Below are 25,683 nucleotides of genomic sequence, written 5' to 3' on the forward strand. Positions count from 1 at the left end.
TGTGTCATCAAGCCATACCCTTTATATATGGTCCCTCCGGTTTTCATTTTGAATCCAAAAAAAAGAAATGAAATAGACGCATGCGATCGCTATTGGCGTTGTAAAATATGAATTTTCAACAAATATGGCACCAAATATAACCGAAACGATGACGGTAGCTACTGCCATGAATAAGTAGGCTTTACTACGATAAATCAAGAAATACGGCAGGAAATGAGCTCCGCCCAACACACCGATAAAGAATGGCAAATATTCGGGGTTATGCACGTATGCAAATATCCAGACAGGCAAGAATAATCCTTGAATCCCGCCAACCAGTCCACCCAACACTCCAAGAGGACTTTTACACATGACATCAAAACCAAGCATTTTACCAAGCAATACGCCTAATGGAAATATACTCCCCATGCCAAACAACCAAACCATTTTTAAAATGTCTTCTTCTAAAAATTGAGCTAGAATAGTCACCACAATCATGAATAGTGCTCCGGCAAGCGGAAAGGAATATCCTCTTTTGGCCGTCCTGATCAGATCATTTCTCATTTCTTCAAAAGTCATGTCTTCATACTTCATGCGAATCATCCATTCCCATAAAATGTTTTTACCCAACCCTGTATTAATGACGTAATCTTGAGACTATTGTTGCATAGCGTGTTATTGTTTATTAACATGAATGTGCCCGGCAGCACAGCAAGGCTGCCGATCGAGGAACCGGCAGCCCGCGTATCACTATATTATACTCTCGTTTCCTATTAACGCCAATTTTTGACCACTTCCCGCTTTTAGCTCCCCTTAATTTCAAGCAGCTCATATTGCAGGATACCCATCGGAGCGTTCACGTTAATGATGTCACCTACTTTTTTGCCCAGGAGCTCTTTCCCGAGCGGACTTTCGTATGAGATTTTGTTATCCGCCACATTGGCTTCGGCCGGACCAACAATACGGTATTCAATCTTCTCAGCGAATTCGATATCATTTAGGATCACTACAGAACCTATGCTTACGTGGTTCAAGCTCATGCTGGCCTCATCCACTACCTTGGCTTTTTTTAACATGCGCTCAAGCGTCAGGATCCTTGTTTCCATAAATGCCTGATCATCCTTAGCCGAATGATATTCGCTGTTTTCCTTGAGATCACCGTAACTAATCGCTACTTTCAGCCGCTCAGCTAATTCTTTACGCTTGACGGTTTTAAGCTCGCGGAGTTCCTCCTCTAATTTCGCCAAGCCCTCTCGCGTTAAAATCATTTCATCATTACCCACTGTTCCCACTCCCATCTGGCTATCGTCGTACCATTTTACCTTATCCCGTGACTAAATGGAACTTATCTTGCCTACAGGACGGGAGACATAGAGAAATTCCCGTATATCCAAAAAGCTATCGATGAATTTATCGATTCTCTTCAAAAAAATACTAATATTTCCAATATCTACATACTGGGCGATGTATGCCCTGATAAGACGTTGAAAGGAATCGAGGCCATACATAGTACGATTAGAAAAGGACAGGCCGAATGTAATCATTCGTCTGTCCTTTCACCGGTTGAACTTATCCATAAATGATTTGGATGGGCAGCATATTTCCATCGGCAGGGGTCTCGTTACATATCCGAGAAATGCCAACACTGCCCCACTCGCCCAAAATACGGCGGACACGCCTGCCAAGCCTCCAATTCCGCCGAAAACCAATGGAATCATGAACTGAGATGCGCGGTTTACCGTCATCCGAAGTCCCAGTACTTCACCTCGGCGATCCGATGGGCTGACTTCCAATACAAACGATAAACTAAGCGGCTGCCCCCTAGTATTCCGACAAACACAACCAACACTGTGATCCAGGGTGATAAAGGGGTTAATAAGTAAATTACGCCGCTAATGTATAACGACCTGGTTAACAGCTTCATTCGACCGAATTTACCCCCATTTGTTCCCCCAGCAATGGAAAATAAGCGGAAAAGAGTTCCCGATTAGAGAGCACCTGCCCATACATTTTTGCAAAGAAACCATTAATAAAGTAATAGCTATGCCAATGAGTGACTGCTGCAGTACAAATGTTACAAAATTGGGAAGCGCCGTACCCATAACCACTGCAACCAAATACGCACCGTTGCCGAGCATTAACATCCTTCGTATCCCATACTTATCGGTCCATTTACCCATTCGTACTGCGAGAAAAACGGGCAGCAGCGCATAACAAGCAACAATAATACTTATTTCAACAGCGGTAATCCCGAGGAAGGAAGCATGCAGCGAGACCATAAAAAACACCAAAAGCTTCTCACCGACTTCCTATCTATATAAATTTCCTTAATGAGCGCTAATTTACTTTGATTCCCAATTTAACTGTAGTACAATTTATAATTATAAGTATGATTGTGAGATATTTTAAATTTCGATAATTTTTATCTATTATATTCGGAGGTACTCATGGACGAGAAAGACTGGCTCATTATTAAAACCCTTTATGAGAAAAAAAGCATCTCCAAAGCAGCAGAGCTCCTTTACATCTCTCAACCGGCTTTAACGTACCGCATACAAAATATTGAAAAACAGTTCGGTGCCCAAATGGTTTCGCGAGGTAAAAAGGGGGTTGAGTTTACCCCGCAAGGAGAGAGCATGGTAGAATATGCTGAAAAGATGCTGCTTGAATTGCGAAAGACCAAGGAAATGGTCCAAAATATGAACGATCAAGTTCGAGGGACGCTGCGGCTCGGCGTTTCAAGTAACTTTGCCAGGTACCGTCTGCCGATTTTATTAAAACAATTTCTAGAGATTTATCCCGAAATTGAAATCCACGTCAAAACAGGCTGGAGTTCAGAGGTTGTAAATTTCTTATACAGAGATGAAGTGCATATTGGAATCGTGCGTGGTGAGAACAATTGGCATGAACAAATACATTTGTTGTATGAGGAGCCCCTCTGCATTGCTTCTACGAACCCAATCCATTTGCAAGATTTGCCCAATCTTCCGAGAATCAATTATAAAACCGATTCGCACTTAAAAGACTCCATTTACAAATGGTGGCAAGCTCATTATAATCAGCCTCCGCTTATCACTATGGAAGTAGATCGAATAGACACTTGTGTAGAACTTGTTAAGCATGGTATGGGTTATGCGATCATACCGGGCATCATTCTAAGTGATCACGACTCTTTACACACCATAAATTTACATTCGTCAGACAACAAGCCTATCCTTAGAAAAACCTGGATGATTAACCGCGACATTACATTGGAGCTTTCGGTAGTGAAAGCCTTTGTAGATTTTATAAAGCAAGAATCATGCCATGTTCTAGGTGATGCTTCGGAACATCCTATAGAGTAATAAAGCGCCGGCGCCGGGTGTATCCTCTCAAATGCTGTTATCTTTAAAGGTAATGATATTCTTCAGCGACTCGTCCGCGAAGCGCTGAAGAACGTCCCACGTTACATAACCGATATGAGGGGTCAGCACAACATTCGGGCAGTCCGCAAACGGATTAGACTTCAGCGGTTCTTCTTCAAACGTATCGATTCCCGCACCTCGAAGATGTCCTGACTTTAATAAGCCAACAAGCGCTTCGGTATTGACAAGGGCACCTCTTGAAGTATTGATAACTATACTTCCCTGCTTTAGTTGGCGAAGTCTCTCCCTATTCAACAAACCTTTTAAAGCAGGAACGAGACGGAGATGGACGGAAACCACATCCGAAGTTCCAAGGAGCTCATCGAGCTCTAACACCTGAACTCCATAGGAATTTTCATCCCCCTTGATCCCCGTCGGGCGCCAAGCTGTCACTTCCATACCGAGGGCGGAGGCAATTTTCGCCACCTCTTTGGCAATTTTGCCGAAGCCCAGCAGACCAAGCCGCTTTCCTTTTAATTCAAACCCCGGCGTTTGGATCCAGTTTCCTTCTTTTAAATGAGCCTGATGAACCGGGAATTGTCGTGAACAGGCGATCATCATACCGATTGTCAGTTCCGCAACAGACGAAATGGACAGGCCCGGCGAGGTGAATACTTGAATCCCTCTTTGGTTCACTGCATCCAGGTCAATATGAGACACTCCGGTACCGGCCTGCGAGATGGCCTTCAGCCGTGGCAGTTGCTTCAAGACATGGTCAGGAAGGGGAACCCTCTCTCGAACGAGAACAACGACATCAGCCTCCCGCATCAATTCCACGGCTTCGGCTTCTGTAACCGGATCGTGTGAGAACGTGATTTCAAACCCCAGCTCCCTACATGGGTTCGCATAAGGCGAAGTAGGGAAGACCTTTTCATAATCGCCTAAAACGGCCAATTTTTTTACAGCGTCCTGAGCACTCACTAGTTTTCATCCCCTTTTAACCTCTATAGTTCTCGAATCGCTTCAAACTGTTCGTGATAGGTCGACGGATCAATCTTAGCTTCTATGATGGAAGGCATGCCGTTAGTGGAGGCAAGTGCCTGACGGATAGCCAATCTGAGCTCGTCTTCCGTCTCGGCGCTCCACCCGTTAGCTCCTAAACTTTCGGCAAATTTGACGTAATCCGGTGCCACAAACTCGGTACCAAACGGCTTGCTGTAGCCTTTCTTAACCTGCTTAACATCCATCAGGCTCAACCTGCGGTCGGAGAATATAATTGAAATCACAGGCCATTTGTTTTGCACAGCGGTGGCGATTTCCGGCAATCGCATCATGAATCCCCCATCACCGGTTAGAGAAGCGACCACCTTATTGGGATAAACATGCTGCAGAGCCATTGCAGCAGGCAGCCCAAAGCCCATAGTTGCCAATCCGTTTGAGATAAAAAAGGACTGCGGGTTCATCGACTCCCACAATTCAATAACCAGCAGCTTGCTGGCTCCAACGTCGGCGGTCATCAAAACATCCTTGGGCAGTTCCTCCTGCGAGATCATGATGACCTTGTCTGCGGTGAGAGCAGGACCCGATGTCTCTAAGGTCACTCTTACCAGATTACGATAGCTGGCTACTTCATCCAGCTTCCATTGATTACTGCAGTCCGTCATATATTCACGAATGGAATGTAAGGTATTTCCAATGTCCCCCACCGCTTCCACAACGGCACGGTACATTTCTTGATCATTTGAATCATTGCTTATGTAGACAACGGGCTGCGTGTACCGCCATTTCTTAGGCAGCAGTTCAACAGGGTCAAGACCAATTCCAACAATCAAATCACATTTATCCATGATGGAAGTCTCGAGTCTTCCGCCCATGAATACACCTAGCGACAGTTCATGATAATCACTTAAAGACCCTTTAGCCTTAGCTGTTTTAAATGTTGGAATGCCAAATTGTTCGATAAACGCTTTTAAATGTTCGTACTGTTCCCCATTACCTGTATTAATGCTTAGACCCACAATAGCAACGGGGAATTTAGCTTTTTTAATGAGAGCGGCCGCTGCTTTCAAGCTGGCCTCATCAGCCGTCAGCCGATAAGCATCACGGCAGAAGCTGCCGGTGTCTTCGTCGACATCCTTGTTAATGATGTCATTCGGAACGTCGAAGTGTACAGGCCCTCTCTTGGGAGTCATGGAGACAGTGTATCCTCTATTTAACATGCTGCTCCAATTGGAAACCGACAGGCTGCTGGCGAGCTTGGTTAGCGGTTTAAAAGCCTCAATGTGGGACACCTTTTGCCGCAGCGCGTAATCTACGCTATCGTGACCATATCTGTCACTCAATGAGATTAACGGCGCACGGTCCAATAAGGCGTACGCAATACCCGTTGACATAGATAAGGCTCCCGGCCCGAGGTCAGAAAGGCATACGCCTGGCTTACCGGTGACCTCGCCGTACACACTTGCCATAATGGCGGCTGTAGTTTCGTTCTGAGTCAGTACAAATTCCATATCAAGATCACCCATATAACATAGCAAATCGGAACTGCTTCCCCCTCCAGGAAGGCCGAACACCGTATTGATTCCTGAATTTCCTAATTTCCTGGTAATCGCTTCTCCTAATTTCAAACTCGTCACCTCTCCACTATTCTGAGCTCACATTTGTATCGAGAACGGATCCCGCGTATCGTCGGATAAATTCAACATGATATTCTTGATCTGCGTGTATTCCAACAGCGCATGCCAGCCTCTTTCTCTCCCATGGCCGCTCAATTTTACCCCTCCGAACGGAGCTTGAGCTGCCGATGTCCTATATGTATTCACCCAAACGGTTCCCGCCTGAATTTGTCTGGCTAACCGGTGAACCCGCTTCACATTGGACGTCCATATCCCGGATGCCAAGCCATACTTGCTGTCATTGGCAATCTGTACAGCTTCGTCTTGATCTGTGAATGGAATAACAGACAGAACGGGTCCAAAAATTTCTTCCTGCGCAATCGTACTTTTATTATCAACATCGATGAATATCGCGGGGGCAATAAAATAGCCGTTCTTCAGCTCATGATCGGTTACTGCATGGCCTCCATAAACTAATTTTGCTCCCTCGTCTTTCCCCTTGCTGATCATCCCGAGAATCCGATCATACTGAGGCTTATTCGCGGCCGGGCCCATTTCCGTTAACGGATCTATAGGATTGCCTAATCGAATCGTTTTTGCTTTGTCCACAATCTTTTGAATCACTTCATCGTAAACGGAGTGCTGTACAAGCAGACGCGATCCGGCAATGCAGGTTTGGCCGCTTGCGCCATAGATGCCCGCTACCGCTCCGATTACAGCCGCATGAATATCCGCATCGTCGAAAATGATATTAGGGGATTTCCCTCCGAGTTCAAGGGTTACCGGAATCAAATTCTGGCTTGCATTGCGGGAAATGAGCTTACCGGTTTCCGTCCCGCCGGTAAAGCTGATCTTGTTTACGCCCGGGTGCTGCGTTAAGTAATTTCCTACCCTGCCGTCCCCTGTGACGATATTCACCACACCATCCGGAAAACCGGCCTTTTGAATCAGCTTACCCAGCTCTAATGTAGTGGCGCTTGTGTGCTCAGAGGGCTTAATCACAACCGTGTTCCCTGCAGCCAGGGCCGGCGCAAGCTTGTTGGCCAATATGGCAATAGGCGAGTTCCACGAGGTGATAAGAACGACTACGCCGACGGCTTCCCTTAGGGTATAGTCGAACATCATCGGATTATCGAGCGGAATGACTTCGCCATATAATTTGTCGGCGTAACCTGCGAAGAAACGATAATTTCTAGCGGCAAAATGCATCTGATTTGTTGTTTCGCGAATCACTTTGCCGTTATCGGTTGTCTCCAGTGCGGCCATTCGCTCCGCATCTTCGTCTAATAGATCAGCGAATTTCATTAACAATCGGGCTCTCTCTAAACCGTTTACATGTTTCCAGGACGTATCAAACGTTGTACGCGCCGCTTCGATCGCTTCGTTCACATCCTCTTCCGAAGCTTGTGGAATCTCCGACCAAACTTCTTGATTGAACGGATTGATCGACGGGAAACGTTCCTTGGTTGAGCTGTCCACCCAGCGTCCCTTGATTAGCATTTGGTAATGAGCTGCCATGTTCCTGTTCACCCGCCTCTATATTGAAATGTCTTCTTTTTTAACAGATCTCTTTTTCAAAAATTGAAAAAGCATGTTGCCTACAAGAAGGGCTATCAAGCCTACAAGGACGATGGAGTACCCTCTGGAGACAAAAATGCTGTAACTGCCATCAGATAACATCAATGAGCGCCTTAAGCTTTTCTCCAGCATCGGGCCAAGCACGAATGCCAATATGAACGCGGGGAAAGAATAATCCAGCTTTAAAATAAAGAAGCTGACCACACCGACGATGATCGTAACCCACACATCAAAAAGGGAGCCCCTCGCGGCAAAAGCACCGATCAAAGCTGCAAAAAGGATGATCGGAATCAAAATATAGTTTGGAATGGTTAACGTTCTAGCCCACAAGGACGTAGTCCATTTGCCCAAATAATACATCGCAATCGTCGCAACCAGAAATCCCCAGAAAATCCCGTAGATCAGATTGGGATCATTCTTAAACACCTGCGGGCCGGGTTGAATGCCGTGAATCATAAATGCGGATAAAATCACGGCTGTAGCGGCTGACCCAGGAATCCCCAACGTTAATAAGGGAATTAAGGCTCCGCCCACAACCGCATTGTTGGCTGCTTCAGGGGCGGCAATTCCATTCGGTTCCCCCTTCCCGAATTTTTTCGGATTTTTCGAAGATCTTTTAGCATCCGTGTAGGCAAGCCACGAAGCCGGACCCGCTCCTAATCCCGGGATAATCCCCGCCAGAGTTCCGATAATCGATCCCTTCCATACACTTTTATTGACCGATTTATACTCCTTCCATGTTAAATTCGTCTTCAAATTCTGGTTGTCTGTTACGTAGCGCTTATTCAGATCATCTGTCAACATCGACAATACTTCCGAAATGGCGAACATCCCCGTCAGCATGGCAATCATCGAGAGTCCTTCCATCAAATCCATGCTTCCCATTGTAAATCTTTGAGATCCCGTAAAGACATCCATGCCGATCATGCCGAGAAGCAGCCCCAGCAGTACGGACACAGCGCTTTTCATCGCATCCTTCGAGCTTAAACTGATAATGCATACGAGTCCTAAAACCCCGATTAAGAAAAATTCCGGGTCGGCAAACTTGATGGTCAGTTTGGTTAAAGGGATGGCCAGCACCATCAATATTAAGGTTCCGAATAATCCCCCGATGGTGGATGAGGTTAAAGAATAGCCTAACGCCTTGCCTGGAAATCCTTGTTTCGCCATGGCGTTGCCGTCAAGTGTTGTCGCGACAGCCGCGGCATTACCCGGTATGCCTAGTACAATAGACGAAATGGAACCCCCATATTCAGCGGATTGATAGAGGGATACCAGCATGAGAATAGAAGCCAACGGGTCCATATTGTAGGTAAGCGGTAATAGCAGAGCGATGCCAACCGTGGGTCCGAGTCCTGGTAGAACTCCGATAAATAACCCGAATATGGCGCCAAAAATAATGGCAAACATATTTCCCCAAGTAAACAGAAGGGAGAAATCAAAGGAAAAAAACTCCATATACGAACCTCCATACCCGGTTTTTAGAAGGTGATGCCCAATAGAAGTTCAAAAGTTCCATACACCAGCAGCACCATTAGCAGTGAAATACCCATGGCTTTACATACTTTTATAAAAGAAGGTTTGGCTTGATCGTACAAATATATGAGAATGGCAAGAAAAACAAACGATACGATGTAAAACAAGCCCATCCATTCCCAAACAGCTGTAAATAAGGCGGACAGTACTATCGTCCAAATGATATAGCGAAGATTAGGCAGCGGGATGTGTTGGTCATTTTTCTTCATTGTCGTAAAAAAGCTGAGGATACAGCACAGAATGAGAAGGACACTCACTATGCCGGGAAAGTAGGCCGGCCCGATTTGCCCGCTGGATGACTTGGGCAATGTTTGAGAGGAGATGAAAAAAAACGCTCCAATGCCGATGAAAAAAAGCAAAGATATATAAGTTGCTAATTTATAGCCCATCCCTACGCCTCCGTTGCCATGTAATGGTTGGGGAATCAGCCTGTGCTAATCCCCCTTTCAATTAGTTGGGCAAGCCTTTGAATACTTCTTCCCCATCTTTCATAAATTGTTCAAAGTATTTGGCGAAATCGGCGCTGTTCTTGTAAAAGTCGATTTGGTTTTCTTTTTTCTGATATTCCTGCCACTCCGGATCCTTCATGGCCTGTTCAAACGCCTTTTCCAATTTTTCCAGTCTCTCTTTGGGAATGCCCGGCTTTCCGAAGAAACCTCTCCATATATTTTCATCTGCGATTTTCGTGAGACCGAGCTCTTTCAAGGTAGGAACGTCTTTACGGTTCGGAGCCCGCTCACCGCTGCTCACGGCTAACAAACGAAGGTCACCGGAATCGACCTGCGCATTCACAACCGAACTGGATCCTACCAGGACATCCACATTTCCTCCTAACAGTGCAAGCACCGACTTGTTTCCCCCGTCATAAGGAATATAGCTCGCTTGAATTCCAGCCTCTTTGAATATTTTTAAAGCGAGTACATGATTGGTTCCTTTAACCGTCGAGCCGGAAAACTTCAGCTTACCGGGATTTTCCTTGGCGAATTTCACCAGCTCCTCAAATGTTGTAAATGGGCTGTCTTTCTTTACGGCCACAGTTTGATAATCCGCGTTGATCGTTGCGATGGGAAGGATATCCTTCGATTTAAGAGAGACTTGGCCCGCTGCCATTGTGTAGGCAAAGGTCGAAGAGTGATAAACAATGGTGTAACCATCAGCCGGCTGCGCTAACATATGCGTTACGCCGATTGCGCCGCTTCCGCCCTCTTTATTGACGATAACGAGGGATTGTCCGAGGTATTTCTCGGCAATCTTGCCAAAGGTTCTGGAGAACACATCGCCGGGAGACCCGGCTGTGAAAGGAACTACCAAGTTGATGGCTTTGTGAGGGTAATCATCCGCTTTATTGGCTGAACCGGTATCCTTCGACATCACTTCCGTCGAATGGGTCGATCTCTGTGCACCGCAGGCCGCAAGTGCCAGTACCAGAAATAAAATAAAGATAGGAGAAACCGCTTTTTGAATTTTTTTCTTCAAACCAATTACCTCCCTAACCTCATAAATGTATTAGAAATACCGGTAACCGTCGTTATGGGTAGTCTCATATAAGAAGAAAGCCTTGTTCCTTTAAAAAGGGCTTCATGAACAATCTTCGGGATGGCTTGCGTTTCATGGTTTGCGTTTCTGTCCAAGTCTCAGATCGGCTGCCTTCGGTCCTGTTGAGATAATATTGTTTCATCACTTCGTCATATTTTCGAATATGTAGGGACGTATCTTCGATTCGTTTATACTCATTTTCAAAATAAAACGCTTTCAAAGGAAGCCGGGGCTTTTTTTCCGGGATTTCCTCGGGATAGCCGATACACATCCCAAAAACCGGGTAAACCCGCCTCGGTAAGTTCAACAGTTGCGTTACTTCATAGGGATAATTTCGCAGCCCTCCGGTATAAACAATCCCAAATCCAAGCGCTTCAGCGGAAACAGCGGTATTTTGCGCTGCGAGCGCGGCATCGATCGTTGAAATCAGAAACATCTCTGTAGTATCCAGCGATTCGGCCATATCCACCCCGCTGAGAAGCGAGATCTGTTCCAACCGATATAAGTCTGCACAGAAAACGAGGAACTCAGCGCAGGTTTTCACGTGAGTTTGATTGCCGGCATACACTGACAATTTACTTCTCTTCTTAGGATCGGTCACCCTAATAATCGAATAAGATTGGCCGTGGCTTGATGAGGAAGCTGCTTGGGCCGACCTAATGATGTGCTCCAAATCGGATTCAGCAATTTCTTTATTTATGAATTTACGTACGGATCGATGATTTTGTAATAGACGGATCACATCGGGATAATTTTCAGCATTCATCGAAGTTCATTCCCTCCCTCTTGGCACCTTTGTGCGATGGAAATAGCTTGATCTGCTCTTCATTTCAAAGCAGTAGATTCAAACCGAATGATAGCGCTTTCCTTTCTCTGTTCCTCATCACTTCCTTTTCCAGTTTTGGGCTTTCACTGCAAATTTACTATTATTTCAACATTTAGACAATTATTCACAAATTCCTTCTTTTACTTGTGCATCCCCCGGCATCCAGCTTCGAAGCAGTGCGGCTGGAACATGGGCATAGCCCTCCATTAATCTTCTGGCCGTCCGTCCATTCGCGGCCCTTGTCACTCTCCAGTTATTACCGTCTTGTACGACAACGGATTCCACTTCTAGGATTCCGGACGGATGGCCAATCTTTACCTCCGGGTTAGGCGAAGAAAATAATTGATTAGGAATCGTATCAGGGATTTTGGTAGCCGTGGCGAGAGCCATCGCACCACTGACCGCATAGGCCCTGTGCAGCGACCCCATCGAAATGTAACGGGATACGATATCGACTTCGGTTTCCTGGATCAGCTTGTTTTTATTTGTGGTATATTCACTCGATGAGGAGACTAAGGCTATTTTGGGAAGCGCATGAGTCGACGGGGACACTGCTGCCCGGTCTTCCTCCTTTATAACGCCAATTAATAGTCCACATTCCACCCTAATGTGTTCCAATGTGTCCAGCAGGTGTGGATGACCGTTAATTTCTGTTTCTGACTCAATACCCTTCAGCCCCAGATCTGTCGCCCGAACAAAAATCACAACATTCGCACAGTCAATAATCGTGACTTGAAAATCCCGCCCATCTTTAAGTTGGACTAGATCAACTGGATTTCCAGTGGGAAGAGTTCTGCCGGTAAATCCACCGCCCGAGTCCAAAAAGTTGATCATGATTCTCGATGATGCTCCGGAAACGCCGTCAATTACATAATCGCCCTCATATTGGATTTGCCCGTTCTTGACCGGTATTTCCGCAACTATGATTTTATTCGTATTCGTATTATAGATATGGACGTGAGTGGTGGGCTCCTTCAATTCCACGTAGCCCTCCTCTGCAGCATACAAGCCTACAGCAGTAACGAAATTCCCACAAGTTACGTTATAATCAATTCTTTTGCTCTTCAGGCTGACTTGACCAAATGTATAATCAATATCCGCATCCGGATGTGAGGGGCGTCCGACCAGCGCGAGTTTGCTTTGCAGAGGCGTACCTCCGCCAAGCCCATCAATTTGATTAATGTCAGGAGTACCGTATAATCGTATAATGACTTCATCCCGCAATGCAGGATCCCAAGGAAGATCTGAATTTCTCAGTACCAAACCTTTGCTGGTTCCCCCCCTCATGATGACGGCTGGAATTTTATGAATTTGGCCAAAATCGTACATAGCCTTACCTCCATTGGGTAAATTTGTTCATACAATTATGGTAGCACCCTGTGGAGAATAAAAAAAATACATTTATTCTTTGTTTATATATAAAAAAATTCGATGTTAACATGTCATGTTTCACTGTCTTACCTTTAACAGACAATCTACTGCGTAAGGCAGGACGGCTACAGTCGGTGGAGCGGAACATTTCATTTTCGCACTTTGAAATGCCTGTTCGATAGACTTCGAGGGATAGAAAAACATAGTTTTCAATTGTGACGGATCCAAATGATGCGATATAAAGTAGACATTATGCTTGAGTAAGGCGCGGGCATACATATAAGCTTTCGAAGAATGGTTATGGTTGTCAAAGCCGGACTGCTTAAACCGATCGATCACTTCCTGCGGATCTCTTGACTCTATCAATAATTTCCCAAACGATCCTATACCATCCGGACATTCAGCAACCAAAATAATCGAGCCGCCGGGTTTCGTTATGATTTCAGCAGATGCGAGAGCTTTTTGCGATTGATGCATGTCAAAATCTTTGGGATATCCTCCGGGAGAAACAATGGTAATGTCATATAGATGAGGCACTTCCAATTCCCAAGCCTGTCTGCAAATCGTTACTCCGGCTTCATGAGCTTCTTCCAGATCACCGGCAACAGTAGCTACAATTTCCCCGCGATGATTTTTGACAACATTAACGATGAAATCAACGCCTACGGTTCTCGCGGCCTCGACAGCTTCCTCATGAAACCTGTTGTTTTCGGTAATTCCCATAACGGGTTCTTCCGAACGTATTGGAAAAGAATGATGCTGCAGCAGGCTTGTCACGCCGGCTACACCCGGCACGATACTTTTTCTGCCGCCGCTAAAACCAGCCGTTTGATGTGGAGTGATAATTCCCGTAATAATCGTCAAATCCGCTTCTACTACCAAACGGTTGACTTCGATGTCCAAACCTCTTCTTGTTTGCCCGAGGTAAACCAGTTGGGAAGGATCCGATGCGTTGTGATTGACTATTAAAAATCTTTGGAAATTTTCATACCCTACCATCTCATGGAGTTCTTCATTCGTGTTCGGGCGATGGTTCCCAGTTGCAACAAGCAAAGTAATCGATGTATCCGGGATCCCGCCTTCGTTTAACTCTTTTGTAATTTCCTCCACTAATAATTTAGTTGGAGTCGGTCTTGTAATGTCATTGATCACAATGACTGCGTTCTTTTTGCCTGCTGCAAGATCGGCCAAGCGCTCACTTCCAATCGGGCTGCGGATCGCTTTCCGGACCTCTTCCCTTTCGTCTAATACTTGGGCCAAAGATTTCACAGCCAGCTCAGCGACAGGAACTTCCAACTCAAAATGCAGTAATCCTTTTCCATAAGGAATTTGATAGATCATCGGTACTTTTCAACTCCCCGGATTATTTGTACTCTATCGCCTCCATTGCTTTCCCCCCATTTCATTGATCCTTTAGAGTTAGCGCTGATAGATTAACGATATCCTTCTCATCGTAAAATGACCCGTGCTGATGAAAATGATTGATATGGCGGCACGCTTTATCCAGCACGTTATGCATCGCCTCCACGGTTCCCCCTCCGATGTGCGGCGTGAGCACCATATTGGTCAATGTAGTAAAAGGATGTCCTCGTTCTATCGGCTCCTGCTCGAACACATCGAGACCGGCACCGAGAATGTGCTCGTCGAGTAAACATCTATACAAGGCCTCCTCATCCACGATCCCGCCTCTGCAGGTATTGATGAGAATGGATGCCGGCTTCATTAATTTAAGTTTGTGTTCGTTGATCAAATGGTACGTCTGCTCATTTAGCGGCGTATGCAGGGAGACGACATCGGACTCAGCCAGAAGCTGGTCCAGCTCCATATAACGAACGTTATTCTGTAACTCCTGTTCGTCGGTCAGACGGTACACATCGAAATAGCGAATATCACAATCAAACCCCTGCAATAGCTTAGCGACCTCCTTTCCAATGGCACCAAAACCAACCAAGCCCACTTTTTTGTGAGACAGCTCATAGGAGCGATCCCGCAGTTCTGTCTTTAACCAGCTGCCCTTGTTTACAATTTCGTTATGGGCGATATTCATTTGCTTGAAGACCATCATCATCAAAGCAACGGCATGTTCCGCCACCGACCGGGCATTTCCCCCCTTTGTCATACTTACGGGAATCCCTCTGTTCGAAGCGGTTTCAAGATCAATGTTGTTTACACCGGCACCTAATTTTTGAATAAACCGGCAGGTTTCGGCTTGTTCCATCCATTCCTTAGAAATGCCTCTTGTAAAAGTAATGAGTACGTTAGCCGAAGAAATATGGTTGTGCACGTCGCGGTCATTTTCACAAAACACGATTTCAAAATCGGCGTGCAGCTTACTTCGAATTAAACTTTTCATGCGATCAGAAATTTTATCGAGCGAGACCACTTTGGCCTTCATCTTTCCCGTCACTCCTTCGTTGACTGGCGGATAAAATAAAAATAGTCCTCACTGCGCTGGCAGTTGAACTATCTTTATTGAAAAAAAATCTTTATTGAAAACGTTATTGGTTAACGATATCTTTCGTTTTTCCCCTTACATAACGGCTTGCGGAGGCTCCCGCGAATTTGCCGAAAACGGCACCTGACATCAGGCCGGATCCGCCGGGATAATTTTCATAGAATAAACCGCCAACCATTTCACCTGCTGCATAGAGCCCGGAAATAGGTGCACCCTCTTTGTCCAGCACCTCGCCGGTCGGATTCACATGCACACCGCCAAAGGTAAATGTAATGCCGCAAGTAACGGGAAACGCATAGAAAGGTCCCTGGTCCATACGCAGCGCCCAATTAGATTTCGGGGGCGTAATGCCCTTTGTTCCTTTACCGTCCTTCACTGTAGGATTATAATCGCCTTCCTGCACGGCTTGATTGTATGCCTCGATCGTTTGGAGGAATTGCTCCTTATCTATTTTAATAAGGTCCGCTAATTGTTCCAGGCTATCCGCTTTAAAGAAGGTGGCTTCCTCTAGGAAATACTCCTTGCGAAGCATGGGGTGCACCTGCGCATCGAAAATCTGATAGGCCATGTGGCCCGGCTGTTTTAAGACTTCCCGTCCATATTTCGCATACGTATAGTTTCTAAAATCCGCGCCCTCATCCACGAATCTATTCCCCTCATTATTAAAGATGAGTCCTAGCGGAAAAGAGGACTTTTTGAAGATGTCTCCCGGCTTCGTGAAATCTCCTACTTTAGGTGCGTTAAGGTCAGTTCCGATCGAATGACATCCAGACCAGTCGCCGTAAGCCTGAGCTCCGGCTTCTAACGCTATCTTAAGCCCGTCTCCAGTATTATATTCGGAGCCTCTGACAATTGCTGCATCCCATTGGGAGCCAAGATGCTCGGAACGCATCGTTTGGTTTGCCTCAAATCCGCCGCAGGCCAAAATAACACTACCCGTACGCACCGTTACAATGCCTTCCGGTTGTTCGATTTGAATGGCTGTTACTTGATGATTTTCCATCTCCAGCTTGATGGCACGTGATTCGTACCACACATCGATTCCGAGCTCTGCCACGCGCTCGTTCAATTGGGCAACAAGTCCCACGCCTTTATTTTTGGTTTTCAACGGAAGGCCGCCCCAGAAGTGTGTTTTGCCATCTTTCTCAAAAGATTGATTTTCGTTAAGCTCGAAAATTACTCCATTTTCGTACAGCCATTTAATCACTTTCATGGATTGGGATACTAGTTGTTTGGCTAATTGGGGATCACTTTTTCCTTCTGTTACCCTCATCAAATCATTGTAATAATCTTCTTCATTGTAGACAGGCATATAAATTCTCGCTGCTTCTTCATCCGTTATTCCGGGAAGCACCTCCCTCAGTTCCTCCAGATCACGATAGGCAGTACGTATAGCACCATCCGTGAAAAAGGAATTACCTCCCCGCTTTTGAATCGGACCCTTTTCAAGTATCAATACTTTCGATCCATTTTCTTTAGCTGATATACCGGCACATAATGCGGCATTCCCTGCCCCTACAACAACCACATCGTAAGTTAAAAATTTTTCATCGGCCATATTTTTAACCTCCACAGTAGGAATAAGTTTATCTGCTTATAAGTGTAATACGGGCATAATCATAATCCAAATATTTAGTTTTTATGATTTAGTATAAGTAATTTTTATCATAAGGGTAGAAATAAAAGCTGTATCATTTTCATTTTGCAAAACAAATAAGCCCGCCATGGCTGGCAGGCTAGACCCTATTGTATATAGCCTATTCCAACCGGGATAGCAGAAACACGACTAATTAATGGAGTCACAGCAATTTTCTGTTGATCTCTTAGCGAGTCAGGTACATTTACGATAACCAGACTACCTGCTTCAAGTCCCTTTTTCACTTCGATAAAAGCCTCATTTTTGATGCCTGTCTCAATAGGAGTTCGGACTGCCCTTGTTCCTTGTGCCGTCCATACATAGCTTGTTCCGTCGTCGTTTTGCTTCACGGCGGCGTAAGGTACTTGCAAAGCGGATTCAGTTCGGCCGCTTACAAAGTTAACATCCACCTTGTATCCGGGAAGCAGCTTAGCGGTGCTTTCGTCCAAGGACAATGTGACAGCGACGACAGCTTTTTTGCCCTGGTTATCTTGAGACGCCTTGGCAATAGGGGTCATTTTGATGACGCGTGCCTTGTATTGCTCTTCACCAAGAGCAGAGCCCTCAATAACGGCTGCTTGATTCATAAAGATTTGAGATATTTGTACTTCCTTAACATCGGATATGATCTCTATTTGTGAAAGATCCGCTAAGGTCAGCAGCTCCCTGCCCCTTTCTACAATTTGACCCTCCTGTACTGTCAAATCTATAACGGTTCCACTCCTATTGGATACAACCTGCATATTCAAAAGATCCTTTTCCAGTTGTTCCTGTTGAAGTTGAATCTCTTTTACTTTCGCGTCGTACTTAGTTCTGTCTATCAGGCTTGGTCCTTGTTGTATTAAGGCAAGATTATTTGGGGCGGCATTTAAAGCAGATTGGGCCAGCTTCATTTCATCTTCTTTTTGCTGTAATTGCGTGTTAAGTGCTGTACCTGTATCATAATCATTCCTCAATTTATTCCATTCCCTTGTTATCATAGCTAATTTTATTTCTCCCTGATGAATGCTCTCTTCTTGTAGTTTCACTTCCTCCGGCTTTGGTCCTTCCTGCATTTTATTCCAATCAGCCTGCACTTGCTCGAGCTGAAGTTCGAGCTGCTGCAGCTTGAACTGGGTATCGGAAGGATCAATCTCTGCAAGCACTTGCTTCTCTCTTACTTTATCCCCGGCCTTTATGTATACATGAAGCAGTTTTCCATTTGTCCGGGCATAAAACTTACGCTCATCTTTCGGCTTCACCTTGCCGGTTGCCTGGACGTATTGGACCAGATCTGCCTGTGTAACGGATATTACTTTCACTTCCTCTCCTTTACTAAACATGTACAAGACTCCGCTAGCCGAAATTAACAGGACGGCCAGCAACCGGCCCAAACCATCCGAATCGCCGTCATCCGCTTCCTCTAATGACAAGGGGATGCCTTTATCATAAAACGAATTCTCGAATCCGGATTATTTTATCCCATAATTTGATACAAACCGTATGAGAAAGATACGTGAAAAAAGCCTGATAAAATCAGGCTTTTTTTGCATAGTTATTGAGAGTTTTAGGCCTGCAAAACTAACTTATCCCTCTCAATCGCATAATGATTGCGAAATCCTCCAAGTGCTCAACAATGGGTTATGCAGAATCTACTTCTAGCTTGCTTCCACTTCTCTTTTCCCGAATTAGGATATTATAGCTAAAAATAAATATCATTATTAGATATATTGAACAATGACTTTCCTTTGACCCAACCCTTATAATTTGGATAAAAAATACGAGATGTAACGAAACATTACACCAAACTAAAGATCAGGCCGGCAAACGCGTGTGGCGCTGTGCCAAGGGTCACTGGGAGGAACCGTTATGGAGGGTAAAGTCACATTCTCGCTGCATGACAAATGCGAAATCATAGAAAGCATTACTGAAGAAATCGAAGAATTCATGCTCTGGATGGGTTCTTTTGGAAAGCAGGAAGAAGGGGGCGTCACGCGCCTGTTGTACTCGGAAGCTTGGCGGGATGCCCAGCTTGCTTTAGCTGCTGCAATGGAACAAGCAGGTTTGGAGGCTTCCTTCGATTGGGTAGGCAATCTGTTTGGAAAACTGCCGGGAACGGAAACGAACAAGACGTCGATTATGACGGGCTCGCATGTGGATACTGTCAAAAACGGCGGGATGTACGATGGCACCTTCGGTATTGCGGCAGGCGTGATTGCCCTGAAATTTTTGAAGCAACATTTCGGCATGCCGAAGCGGAGTCTGGAGGTCGTTTCCTTGTGCGAAGAAGAAGGGAGCCGGTTTCCGATGACCTACTGGGGCTCGGGGAGCATTACGGGCCGCAGACATGTTGAAGAAATCGCCTTATTGACCGATGAGAACGGCATTTCTTTTCGCGAAGCGATGGAAGCTGCAGGCTTCGGTTCCGGTACGTTACGGGACAGCCGCCGTCAAGATATCGGCGCGTTTATTGAACTTCATGTGGAGCAAGGCATCGTTCTGGAAAGAAAGAACTTGAATATCGGGATTGTCGAGGCCATTGTGGGACAAAGACGCTACACGATCGAAGTAACGGGAGAAGCGAACCATGCCGGGACTACGCCTATGATGTGGAGAAAGGATGCTTTGGGCGGAGCTAGCGGGATGACTCAATATTTGCTGAATGCCGCAAGGGAACAGGGAGCGCCTTTGGTGGCGACGGTAGGCCGGTTTGAGGTCAAGCCCAATGTTGCGAATGTGATACCGGAGAAGGTCATTTTTACAGTAGATGTACGGCATCCGGATGCCACCGTTTTAGAAACGTTTTGTCATCGGTTTTTAACGGAATTCAGAAAAATTGCTGAAGAGCAGGAGCTTCATGTCCAAACCCATTTATGGATGAATGCTTCGCCCGTAAACATGGACAAAGGGTTGTCTGCAAAGATTGAGCGGATTTGCAAAAGCCATGATATTTCTCACCTTAGCATGGCCAGTGGCGCAGGACACGATGCTCAAATGTTTCAACACATCTGTCCGTCGGCCCTTATTTTTGTTCCAAGCCATTTGGGGATCAGCCATTCCCCACAAGAATACACGTCTCCCGCAGATTTGGCCGTCGGCACCGCCGTGTTGATCGAATTATTATATCTGCTGGGCTATAAGGAGGAGGAAATATGAAAATGTATAAGGATTTGTCCCCGTCCCTGCGTACGATCATGACACCCGGTCCTGTGGAAGTGGACCCCAGGGTTCTCAGAGCAATGTCCTTTCCGATCCTGGGCCAATTTGATCCTGAATTCACCGATTTAATGAACGAGACGATGGGGATGCTTCGTCAGGTGTTTCAAACCTCCAATCAGTGGGCATATCCCGTTGACGGGACCTCCCGCTCGGGAATTGAAGCGGCATTAACCAGTTTAATTGAACCCGGGGATAAAGTGCTTATACCGATTTACGGACGATTCGGGTATTTGCTTATGGAAATTGCCGAGCGCTGCGGCGCGGAAATAGCGACTCTGGAAACGGAATGGGGAAGCGTATTCGATCCGGAAGAAGTGATACGGGCCATTCACCGGGAAAAGCCGAAGCTCGTTGCGATCGTGCACGGTGAAACCTCTACGGGACGTATGCAGCCGCTTGCGGACATTGGTAAGGTGTGCAGGGAACTCGATATTTTGCTGGTCGTTGATGCTGTGGCCACGATTGGGGGAACACCGGTTGAGACCGACGCCTGGGGGCTTGATGTGGTCATCGGAGGAACGCAAAAATGTCTTTCCGTGCCTTCGGGCATGTCCCCGCTCACCTATAACAGCCGTGCGGAAGCGAAAATTTTACGAAGAAAAACAATCGAGAAAGGGTTACGCGATCCGATGTCCCAGACCCTTTCGGCAGGAACTGCGATTCGAAGCAATTATTTCGATTTGAGCCAGCTCCAGGATTATTGGAGCCCCGCCCGATTGAATCACCATACGGAAGCGACATCCATGCTTTACGCACTCAGGGAAGGGTTAAGAATTGTTTTGGAAGAAGGCCTGGAAGTTCGTTTTGCGAGACATGCACTAAACGAGAAGGCTTTAATGGCAGGAATTCAAAGCATGGGGCTGCAGCTGTACGGAGACCCGAAATGCAAATTGCCTATGGTTACCTGTATCCGGATTCCTGAAGGTATCGATGGCGAAGCGGTGAGAGCCATGCTGCTGGAGCAGTTCGGAATTGAAATTGCCAGCTCTTTCGGCCCGTTAAAGGGGAAAATATGGCGGATCGGTACGATGGGATTTAGCTGCAGAAAGAAAAATGTGCTGCATCTGCTCGGCGCTTTAGAGGCCGTCATGATCTGCTTCGGTGTGCCAATCCATGCAGCTGCAGGCGTTCAGGCGGCACTCCAGGTTTATCGGGAAGGAGAGGTTCCTGTTGAATAACATCATGCCGATGGGGCATCAAGGTATGGTCGCTTCCCCGCATTATATGGCCAGCACCGTCGGAAGCTTCGTCCTGCGCGAGGGAGGGAACGCTTTTGACGCTGCGGTTGCGGTTAGCGCAACCTTGGCCGTAGTCTATCCTCACATGACGGGAATCGGGGGCGATAGCTTTTTCTTAATGTATTCAGCGAAAGATCGAAAGGTCATCGGTCTTAACGGAAGCGGCCGTTCCGGCCGGGAGGTCTCTTCATCCCTGTTTAAGGATAAAGGGTTATCCCGTATTCCCGATCGCGGTGTTCTGAGCGCCATAACGGTACCCGGTATGGTCGATGCCTGGTGGGAGGCGTGGACCCGATTTGGCCGACTGCCTTGGGATAAGCTTATTGCCCCGGCTGTCCAATATGCCGAACAAGGCTTTCCGGTTTCCAGAGATCTGTATCGCTGGATGTGTAAAGACGAGCAATGGATCCGCGAGGATAAGACTCTGAAGGAAGTATTTATGGATGGAGGCCGATTAAAAAGCGAGGGTTCGCGTCTCGTTCAATCCGAATTGGCGGCGACCTTGCGTCTTCTGATGAAGGAAGGAAGGGATGCTTTTTATAAAGGGCCGTTCATGGAAGCTATGGTCCTGGCCATTCGGGCTGACGGGGGGCTTCTGACTGAAGAAGATTTCCTCTCCCATCGAAGCGATTGGGTCGAGCCGTTGTCGACAACGTACAAAGGCGACCGGATTTACCAAATGCCGCCGAACTCCCAAGGATTTTCACTGCTGCTCATGATGAATATATTGGAGCATTTTGACCTGGCAGGCATTCCGCGAGATTCGGCCGCATTTTATCACCTGATGGTGGAGGTCGTCAAAAAGGCATTTCAATATCGGGATCGTTACTTGACGGATCCGGATTTTGCGCATATTCCTGTAGACCAACTGTTGTCAAAAGATTTCGCAAGGCAATTAAGCGAGCAAATATCATTAACGCCCATGGAAGCCAGCCCTTTTCTATCTTCGCCCATGGGGCAGGATACCGCTTATGCCGCTGTCGTGGACGATGAGGGGAACGCGGTCTCTTTCATCCAAAGCTTATACTATGATTTCGGGTCGGCCTACGTTCCGGAGGGTACAGGTGTGATTTTGCAAAATAGAGGTTCATTTTTTTCGCTGGATGCAGAGCACCCCAACGCCTTGCTTCCGAACAAACGCACCTTTCATACGTTGATGCCGGGGATGGTGCTGCGCGGGGAAAAGCCATACTTATTACTTGGAACCCAGGGCGGCGAAGGGCAGCCGCAAACACAGTTATCCATATTGACCGGTGTTTTGGATTATGGCTGCACAATTCAAGAAGCGATCGCTTTGCCGCGTTGGGTGTATGGGCGGACTTGGGGTCAAGCGAGCGATTCGCTGAAAATGGAAAACCGGAATTTGCAATCGGCCGCGGAGAAGCTCATGCAGTGGGGGCATCGCGTGGAACTCGTGTCCGGTTGGGACGGTATAGTAGGCCAGGCCCAAGGAATCTGTATCGATACGAACGGGGTTATGTACGGCGCCGCCGATCCCCGAGGAGATGGTCTTGCCATCGGTTGGTAAAGTTCGGCAATGAAAGGAATGAAGGAGCAGGATGATCAAGACGCTGTTGGATTTATTTATCGCTTTTGGGAGATCGACTATGCTGGGGTATGGCGGAGGCCCGTCGATTATTCCCTTGTACCAGAATGAAGTGGTGAACCGGTTTGGCTGGATGGGAAACGAGGAATTCGGACAAGCGCTTGCATTCGGCAATGCGCTTCCGGGTCCTATCGCAACCAAGCTTGCGGCCTATATCGGATTCAAGGTTGCGGGATGGAGCGGTGCTGTTGTTGCGGTCGGAGCCGTCGTGCTGCCGACCGCACTGCTCATGGTTTTGCTCGTGAATGTGATGTATAAATTGCAGAGCAATATTTATATTAAGGGTATGATCAAAGGGATTCAACCGGTCATTTTTGTCATGTTGGCCATGTTGGCGTTTGATTTTGCGAAGTTTGCTTTTCAAAAAGGAAGCGGGATGTTTTCTTTTCTGCCTTTTTTGATTGCAGCCCTTTTTTTTATTTCGGTGCAATATTTGGGGCTGAATCCGATCTGGGGGATTGTGGCTTCTCTGGTCATCGGCGCTATTTTCATGCATGGATAGACTGCTGATGAGGCAGCTGCCTAACGCCTGGCGATGACCATAACGCGTATGATCCCCCCTGTTATCCCCTTGGAATGTATGCTCCATAGCAAGCGGAATCCACGATAGCGTTCTTCCACGACTTTAATGGGCCGGCTACCTTGGCAGCCTGTTTTCTGTAAAGAAAAATGACATGCAGCCGTTGCCGGCTTGCATGTCATTTTCCGTTGTCCACCATTTTATGCCCGTTAGCCATACATGCAGCGCCGCACCTCAGATGATGAAAATGGTTAGAATCCGTCCATAATGCTACTACGGCTGGGAGAGGATCGATGGCTGACTTCATCCCTTTGTGCGACAGCAGTCGCTCGTCCTCGACGATCTGTTTGGCAAGATTCAGTTATTCGCTCACCGAGCCTTCATGGTCAGGCAGCAGCTTCTTCTCGAGCTTCGGATGCCGCTTGACCACAACGCGAAGCAGACGCTTTGCCGCATCCCGCCGTACGTCGAGCGGACTTTGTTCCGGCTGTGCCAGCCTGCGTGCGGGTTTCTTGTACGATACGTTCGTCTGATAGATGGTACAGGATTTGCAATAACTGCAAACGAAACAGCAGATCCGGCTCATTTACCGGTCTGCTGTAATACTTAACACAAGGATTGTTCTACCAGCTCGTGAATGAAACCAAAATCTTTCATGGGAGTTTTCATCCCCTCTTTTTTCACATGATATGCCGGGTCAGAACGCTTGCTTCTTAGTTGCATCGGCAAGGTTAGTTTCGCCGAGAGCATACGCAAGTCTGCCGTCAAGCACGTTTTCCGCCTGATGCTTATTAAGCAAGCCCTCCCAACGCGCAACGACGAAGGTGGCAACAGCATACCCAATAATATTGACTGTTGTCCGATAATTTCCCATGAATCGGTCAGGCGCAAGCATCAGGGCGACTGCGGCCATTGGTATGGAGCCTGTTGCCGCCGCGGTTGCTGACAGTGCAACAAATGCGGACCCCGGTATTCCGGCCATCCCCTTGGACGTTAACAGCAGAACTCCCAGAAGCACAAGCTGCTCGGCAATGCTCAAATGAGTGCCGGTCGCTTGGGCGAGAAAAACCAGTGCCAGCGATAAATAGATTGAGGCCCCGTCCAGATTGAACGAATATCCTGTAGGCACCACCAGTCCGACAACGGCGCGGTTGCAGCCGGCGTGCTCGAACTTATTCATCAGCTGCGGCATGACCGCTTCCGTCGAACCTGTTGCGAACGCGAGAAGAATCTCCTCGCGGACGTAGAGAATTAGTTTCCAGAGACTGAGACCAACGTATGCCCGCATGATGATGGCTAATATAATGAGAAAGGCAACACATGCGACGGTCATGGCAATAAACAGTTTACCGAATGAAAGGAGCGTGTTAATCCCGTACTGGCTGACCGCGAAGGCCAATGCGCCGAATGTCGCTAGCGCCGTAAGCTTCATGATATAGCCCATAATTTGAAACATGACTTTGTTGGCATGTTCAAGGAAATCGACCAGAACCTCCGACGTCCGTCCGCCAATATGGATGATTGCAAAGCCGCACAAACAAGATATTAGCAATACTTGCAATATCGAATTGTTTGCGAACGCTCCGATGGCGCTTTCCGGGATCATATTCAGGAAGAAATCCGTCGTGCTGGGAAGCTGCGAGCCCTTGGTCGCTTTGGTGACTGCATCCGTTGATAGGGTAGCGGTATTGACATTCATTCCTGCACCGGGATTCATCAAGTTTGCAACTACCATGCCTATGATCAGCGCGATGGTCGTTACGATTTCGAAGTAGAGGATCGTTTTTCCTCCCATTCTTCCGACCGCTTTTATGTCACCGACCTTGGCAATACCAACGACAACAACTCCAAAAACAAGCGGTGCAATGATCATTTTGATCAGTTTGATGAAGCCATCGCCTAGCGGCTTCAGGGCAATGCCAATGGTCGGCCAAAAATAGCCCACTAAAATACCCGCGACGATCGATGCAATAATCTGAAAAAATAGTCCTTTGTAAAAGGGCCTCTTTAATATCTCAGTTTGCGTTTGCGAATTCATACTCTCTTTCTCTCCTTCCAACCATTTAACGTGACCTTATATCACATATATTGTTTGTTTATATAACAGATTATAATGAATTTATTTGACTTATTCATCATACAGAATAAACAAAATTAAAATTCCCTTTGTTCATATTGCACAAAATCCGCCCTATGTGATATATTTTTGTTAAATTATATTACGCATAATGTAATGAAGGAGAGG

General features: G+C 46.7%; 21 protein-coding genes and 1 pseudogene. 5 read left to right on the plus strand and 17 right to left on the minus strand.

The annotated features are described in order from the left end of the window. Positions 1-21: 21 nt before the first annotated feature. The 3 genes from PVA01S_RS14235 to PVA01S_RS27730 all read right to left on the minus strand — a co-directional run bounded on the left by PVA01S_RS14235 (position 22) and on the right by PVA01S_RS27730 (position 2,267). Entirely contained in the window at positions 22-573 is a 552-nt protein-coding gene (locus tag PVA01S_RS14235; protein WP_127608161.1) for a DUF7010 family protein, read from the minus strand. 209 nt (positions 574-782) lie between these two features. Then, a complete protein-coding gene (gene greA, locus PVA01S_RS14240; RefSeq protein ID WP_230876280.1) occupies positions 783-1,247 on the minus strand; it encodes a transcription elongation factor GreA in 465 nt (154 codons plus the stop codon). A 666-nt stretch (positions 1,248-1,913) separates the two neighbouring features. Further along, positions 1,914-2,267 (minus strand): MFS transporter, encoded by a 354-nt coding sequence (locus PVA01S_RS27730; RefSeq protein WP_127608163.1) that lies wholly within the window; start codon positions 2,265-2,267, stop codon positions 1,914-1,916. A gap of 159 nt (positions 2,268-2,426) precedes the next feature. Here PVA01S_RS27730 and PVA01S_RS14250 point away from each other — a divergent pair, with 159 nt between their 5' ends. After that, a complete protein-coding gene (locus PVA01S_RS14250; RefSeq protein WP_127608164.1) occupies positions 2,427-3,323 on the plus strand; it encodes a LysR family transcriptional regulator in 897 nt (298 codons plus the stop codon). A gap of 27 nt (positions 3,324-3,350) precedes the next feature. On the opposite strand, the gene PVA01S_RS14255 is transcribed toward PVA01S_RS14250, so the two are convergent. The 12 genes from PVA01S_RS14255 to PVA01S_RS14310 form a co-directional block, all read right to left on the minus strand. After that, positions 3,351-4,304, minus strand: a complete 954-nt coding sequence (locus PVA01S_RS14255) for a 2-hydroxyacid dehydrogenase (protein WP_127608165.1) — start codon at positions 4,302-4,304, stop codon at positions 3,351-3,353. Between the two features lie 23 nt (positions 4,305-4,327). Beyond that, positions 4,328-5,950 carry a thiamine pyrophosphate-binding protein gene (locus PVA01S_RS14260; RefSeq protein WP_164751837.1) on the minus strand — a complete coding sequence of 541 codons (1,623 nt, stop codon included), beginning with the start codon at positions 5,948-5,950 and terminating at the stop codon, positions 4,328-4,330. 27 nt (positions 5,951-5,977) lie between these two features. Continuing rightward, positions 5,978-7,456 carry an aldehyde dehydrogenase gene (locus PVA01S_RS14265; protein ID WP_127608167.1) on the minus strand — a complete coding sequence of 493 codons (1,479 nt, stop codon included), beginning with the start codon at positions 7,454-7,456 and terminating at the stop codon, positions 5,978-5,980. 18 nt (positions 7,457-7,474) lie between these two features. After that, positions 7,475-8,974, minus strand: a complete 1,500-nt coding sequence (locus tag PVA01S_RS14270; protein WP_127608168.1) for a tripartite tricarboxylate transporter permease — start codon at positions 8,972-8,974, stop codon at positions 7,475-7,477. 23 nt (positions 8,975-8,997) lie between these two features. Continuing rightward, positions 8,998-9,441 (minus strand): tripartite tricarboxylate transporter TctB family protein, encoded by a 444-nt coding sequence (locus PVA01S_RS14275; RefSeq protein ID WP_127608169.1) that lies wholly within the window; start codon positions 9,439-9,441, stop codon positions 8,998-9,000. 61 nt (positions 9,442-9,502) lie between these two features. Next, complete coding sequence (locus tag PVA01S_RS14280) at positions 9,503-10,528, minus strand: tripartite tricarboxylate transporter substrate binding protein (RefSeq protein WP_127608170.1); 1,026 nt, start codon at positions 10,526-10,528, stop codon at positions 9,503-9,505. Positions 10,529-10,592: 64 nt separating this feature from the next. Next, entirely contained in the window at positions 10,593-11,354 is a 762-nt protein-coding gene (nfsA, locus tag PVA01S_RS14285) for an oxygen-insensitive NADPH nitroreductase (protein ID WP_127608171.1), read from the minus strand. A gap of 180 nt (positions 11,355-11,534) precedes the next feature. Then, positions 11,535-12,743 (minus strand): 2-methylaconitate cis-trans isomerase PrpF family protein, encoded by a 1,209-nt coding sequence (locus PVA01S_RS14290; RefSeq protein ID WP_127608172.1) that lies wholly within the window; start codon positions 12,741-12,743, stop codon positions 11,535-11,537. 120 nt (positions 12,744-12,863) lie between these two features. Further along, a complete protein-coding gene (locus tag PVA01S_RS14295; RefSeq protein ID WP_127608173.1) occupies positions 12,864-14,126 on the minus strand; it encodes a nickel-dependent lactate racemase family protein in 1,263 nt (420 codons plus the stop codon). A 61-nt stretch (positions 14,127-14,187) separates the two neighbouring features. Next, the gene (locus PVA01S_RS14300; protein ID WP_127608174.1) at positions 14,188-15,180 is read right to left on the minus strand and encodes a 2-hydroxyacid dehydrogenase; all 993 of its coding nucleotides are present in this window, start codon (positions 15,178-15,180) and stop codon (positions 14,188-14,190) included. 103 nt (positions 15,181-15,283) lie between these two features. Further along, the gene (gene tcuA, locus PVA01S_RS14305) at positions 15,284-16,798 is read right to left on the minus strand and encodes an FAD-dependent tricarballylate dehydrogenase TcuA (RefSeq protein ID WP_127608175.1); all 1,515 of its coding nucleotides are present in this window, start codon (positions 16,796-16,798) and stop codon (positions 15,284-15,286) included. Positions 16,799-16,983: 185 nt separating this feature from the next. Next, the gene (locus PVA01S_RS14310; RefSeq protein WP_127608176.1) at positions 16,984-18,198 is read right to left on the minus strand and encodes an efflux RND transporter periplasmic adaptor subunit; all 1,215 of its coding nucleotides are present in this window, start codon (positions 18,196-18,198) and stop codon (positions 16,984-16,986) included. Positions 18,199-18,724: 526 nt separating this feature from the next. Here PVA01S_RS14310 and allC point away from each other — a divergent pair. From allC to PVA01S_RS14330, 4 genes are read left to right on the plus strand one after another with little or no spacing between them, the layout of a single operon-like run. After that, entirely contained in the window at positions 18,725-20,011 is a 1,287-nt protein-coding gene (gene allC, locus PVA01S_RS14315) for an allantoate deiminase (RefSeq protein WP_127608177.1), read from the plus strand. Then, a complete protein-coding gene (locus PVA01S_RS14320; RefSeq protein WP_127608178.1) occupies positions 20,008-21,252 on the plus strand; it encodes a pyridoxal-phosphate-dependent aminotransferase family protein in 1,245 nt (414 codons plus the stop codon). The genes allC and PVA01S_RS14320 overlap by 4 nt, the downstream gene beginning before the upstream one ends. Before the next feature lie 4 nt (positions 21,253-21,256). Next, on the plus strand, positions 21,257-22,840 hold the full coding sequence (gene ggt, locus PVA01S_RS14325; RefSeq protein ID WP_397375970.1) for a gamma-glutamyltransferase: 1,584 nt from the start codon (positions 21,257-21,259) through the stop codon (positions 22,838-22,840). Between the two features lie 31 nt (positions 22,841-22,871). After that, entirely contained in the window at positions 22,872-23,420 is a 549-nt protein-coding gene (locus PVA01S_RS14330; RefSeq protein ID WP_127608180.1) for a chromate transporter, read from the plus strand. A 304-nt stretch (positions 23,421-23,724) separates the two neighbouring features. Here the strand turns inward: PVA01S_RS14330 and PVA01S_RS27260 are convergent. Continuing rightward, a pseudogene (locus tag PVA01S_RS27260) lies at positions 23,725-24,077 on the minus strand (hypothetical protein); the annotation flags it as partial. A 58-nt stretch (positions 24,078-24,135) separates the two neighbouring features. Continuing rightward, the gene (gene dctA / locus PVA01S_RS14340) at positions 24,136-25,476 is read right to left on the minus strand and encodes a C4-dicarboxylate transporter DctA (RefSeq protein ID WP_127608181.1); all 1,341 of its coding nucleotides are present in this window, start codon (positions 25,474-25,476) and stop codon (positions 24,136-24,138) included. Between the last annotated feature and the right edge of the window lie 207 nt (positions 25,477-25,683).

The organism is Paenibacillus validus NBRC 15382 (genome assembly GCF_004000985.1).
Lineage (GTDB): Bacteria > Bacillota > Bacilli > Paenibacillales > NBRC-103111 > Paenibacillus_G > Paenibacillus_G validus.

Coding starts and splice junctions, on each gene's coding strand:
- PVA01S_RS14235 (WP_127608161.1), bottom strand. CDS start 573: ATGAAGTATGAAGACATGACTTTTGAAGAAATGAGAAATGATCTGATC.
- greA (WP_230876280.1), bottom strand. CDS start 1,247: ATGATTTTAACGCGAGAGGGCTTGGCGAAATTAGAGGAGGAACTCCGC.
- PVA01S_RS14250 (WP_127608164.1), top strand. CDS start 2,427: ATGGACGAGAAAGACTGGCTCATTATTAAAACCCTTTATGAGAAAAAA.
- PVA01S_RS14265 (WP_127608167.1), bottom strand. CDS start 7,456: ATGGCAGCTCATTACCAAATGCTAATCAAGGGACGCTGGGTGGACAGC.
- PVA01S_RS14270 (WP_127608168.1), bottom strand. CDS start 8,974: ATGGAGTTTTTTTCCTTTGATTTCTCCCTTCTGTTTACTTGGGGAAAT.
- PVA01S_RS14275 (WP_127608169.1), bottom strand. CDS start 9,441: ATGGGCTATAAATTAGCAACTTATATATCTTTGCTTTTTTTCATCGGC.
- nfsA (WP_127608171.1), bottom strand. CDS start 11,354: ATGAATGCTGAAAATTATCCCGATGTGATCCGTCTATTACAAAATCAT.
- PVA01S_RS14290 (WP_127608172.1), bottom strand. CDS start 12,743: ATGTACGATTTTGGCCAAATTCATAAAATTCCAGCCGTCATCATGAGG.
- PVA01S_RS14295 (WP_127608173.1), bottom strand. CDS start 14,126: ATGATCTATCAAATTCCTTATGGAAAAGGATTACTGCATTTTGAGTTG.
- PVA01S_RS14300 (WP_127608174.1), bottom strand. CDS start 15,180: ATGAAGGCCAAAGTGGTCTCGCTCGATAAAATTTCTGATCGCATGAAA.
- tcuA (WP_127608175.1), bottom strand. CDS start 16,798: ATGGCCGATGAAAAATTTTTAACTTACGATGTGGTTGTTGTAGGGGCA.
- PVA01S_RS14310 (WP_127608176.1), bottom strand. CDS start 18,198: ATGTTTAGTAAAGGAGAGGAAGTGAAAGTAATATCCGTTACACAGGCA.
- allC (WP_127608177.1), top strand. CDS start 18,725: ATGGAGGGTAAAGTCACATTCTCGCTGCATGACAAATGCGAAATCATA.
- PVA01S_RS14320 (WP_127608178.1), top strand. CDS start 20,008: ATGAAAATGTATAAGGATTTGTCCCCGTCCCTGCGTACGATCATGACA.
- ggt (WP_397375970.1), top strand. CDS start 21,257: ATGCCGATGGGGCATCAAGGTATGGTCGCTTCCCCGCATTATATGGCC.
- PVA01S_RS14330 (WP_127608180.1), top strand. CDS start 22,872: ATGATCAAGACGCTGTTGGATTTATTTATCGCTTTTGGGAGATCGACT.
- dctA (WP_127608181.1), bottom strand. CDS start 25,476: ATGAATTCGCAAACGCAAACTGAGATATTAAAGAGGCCCTTTTACAAA.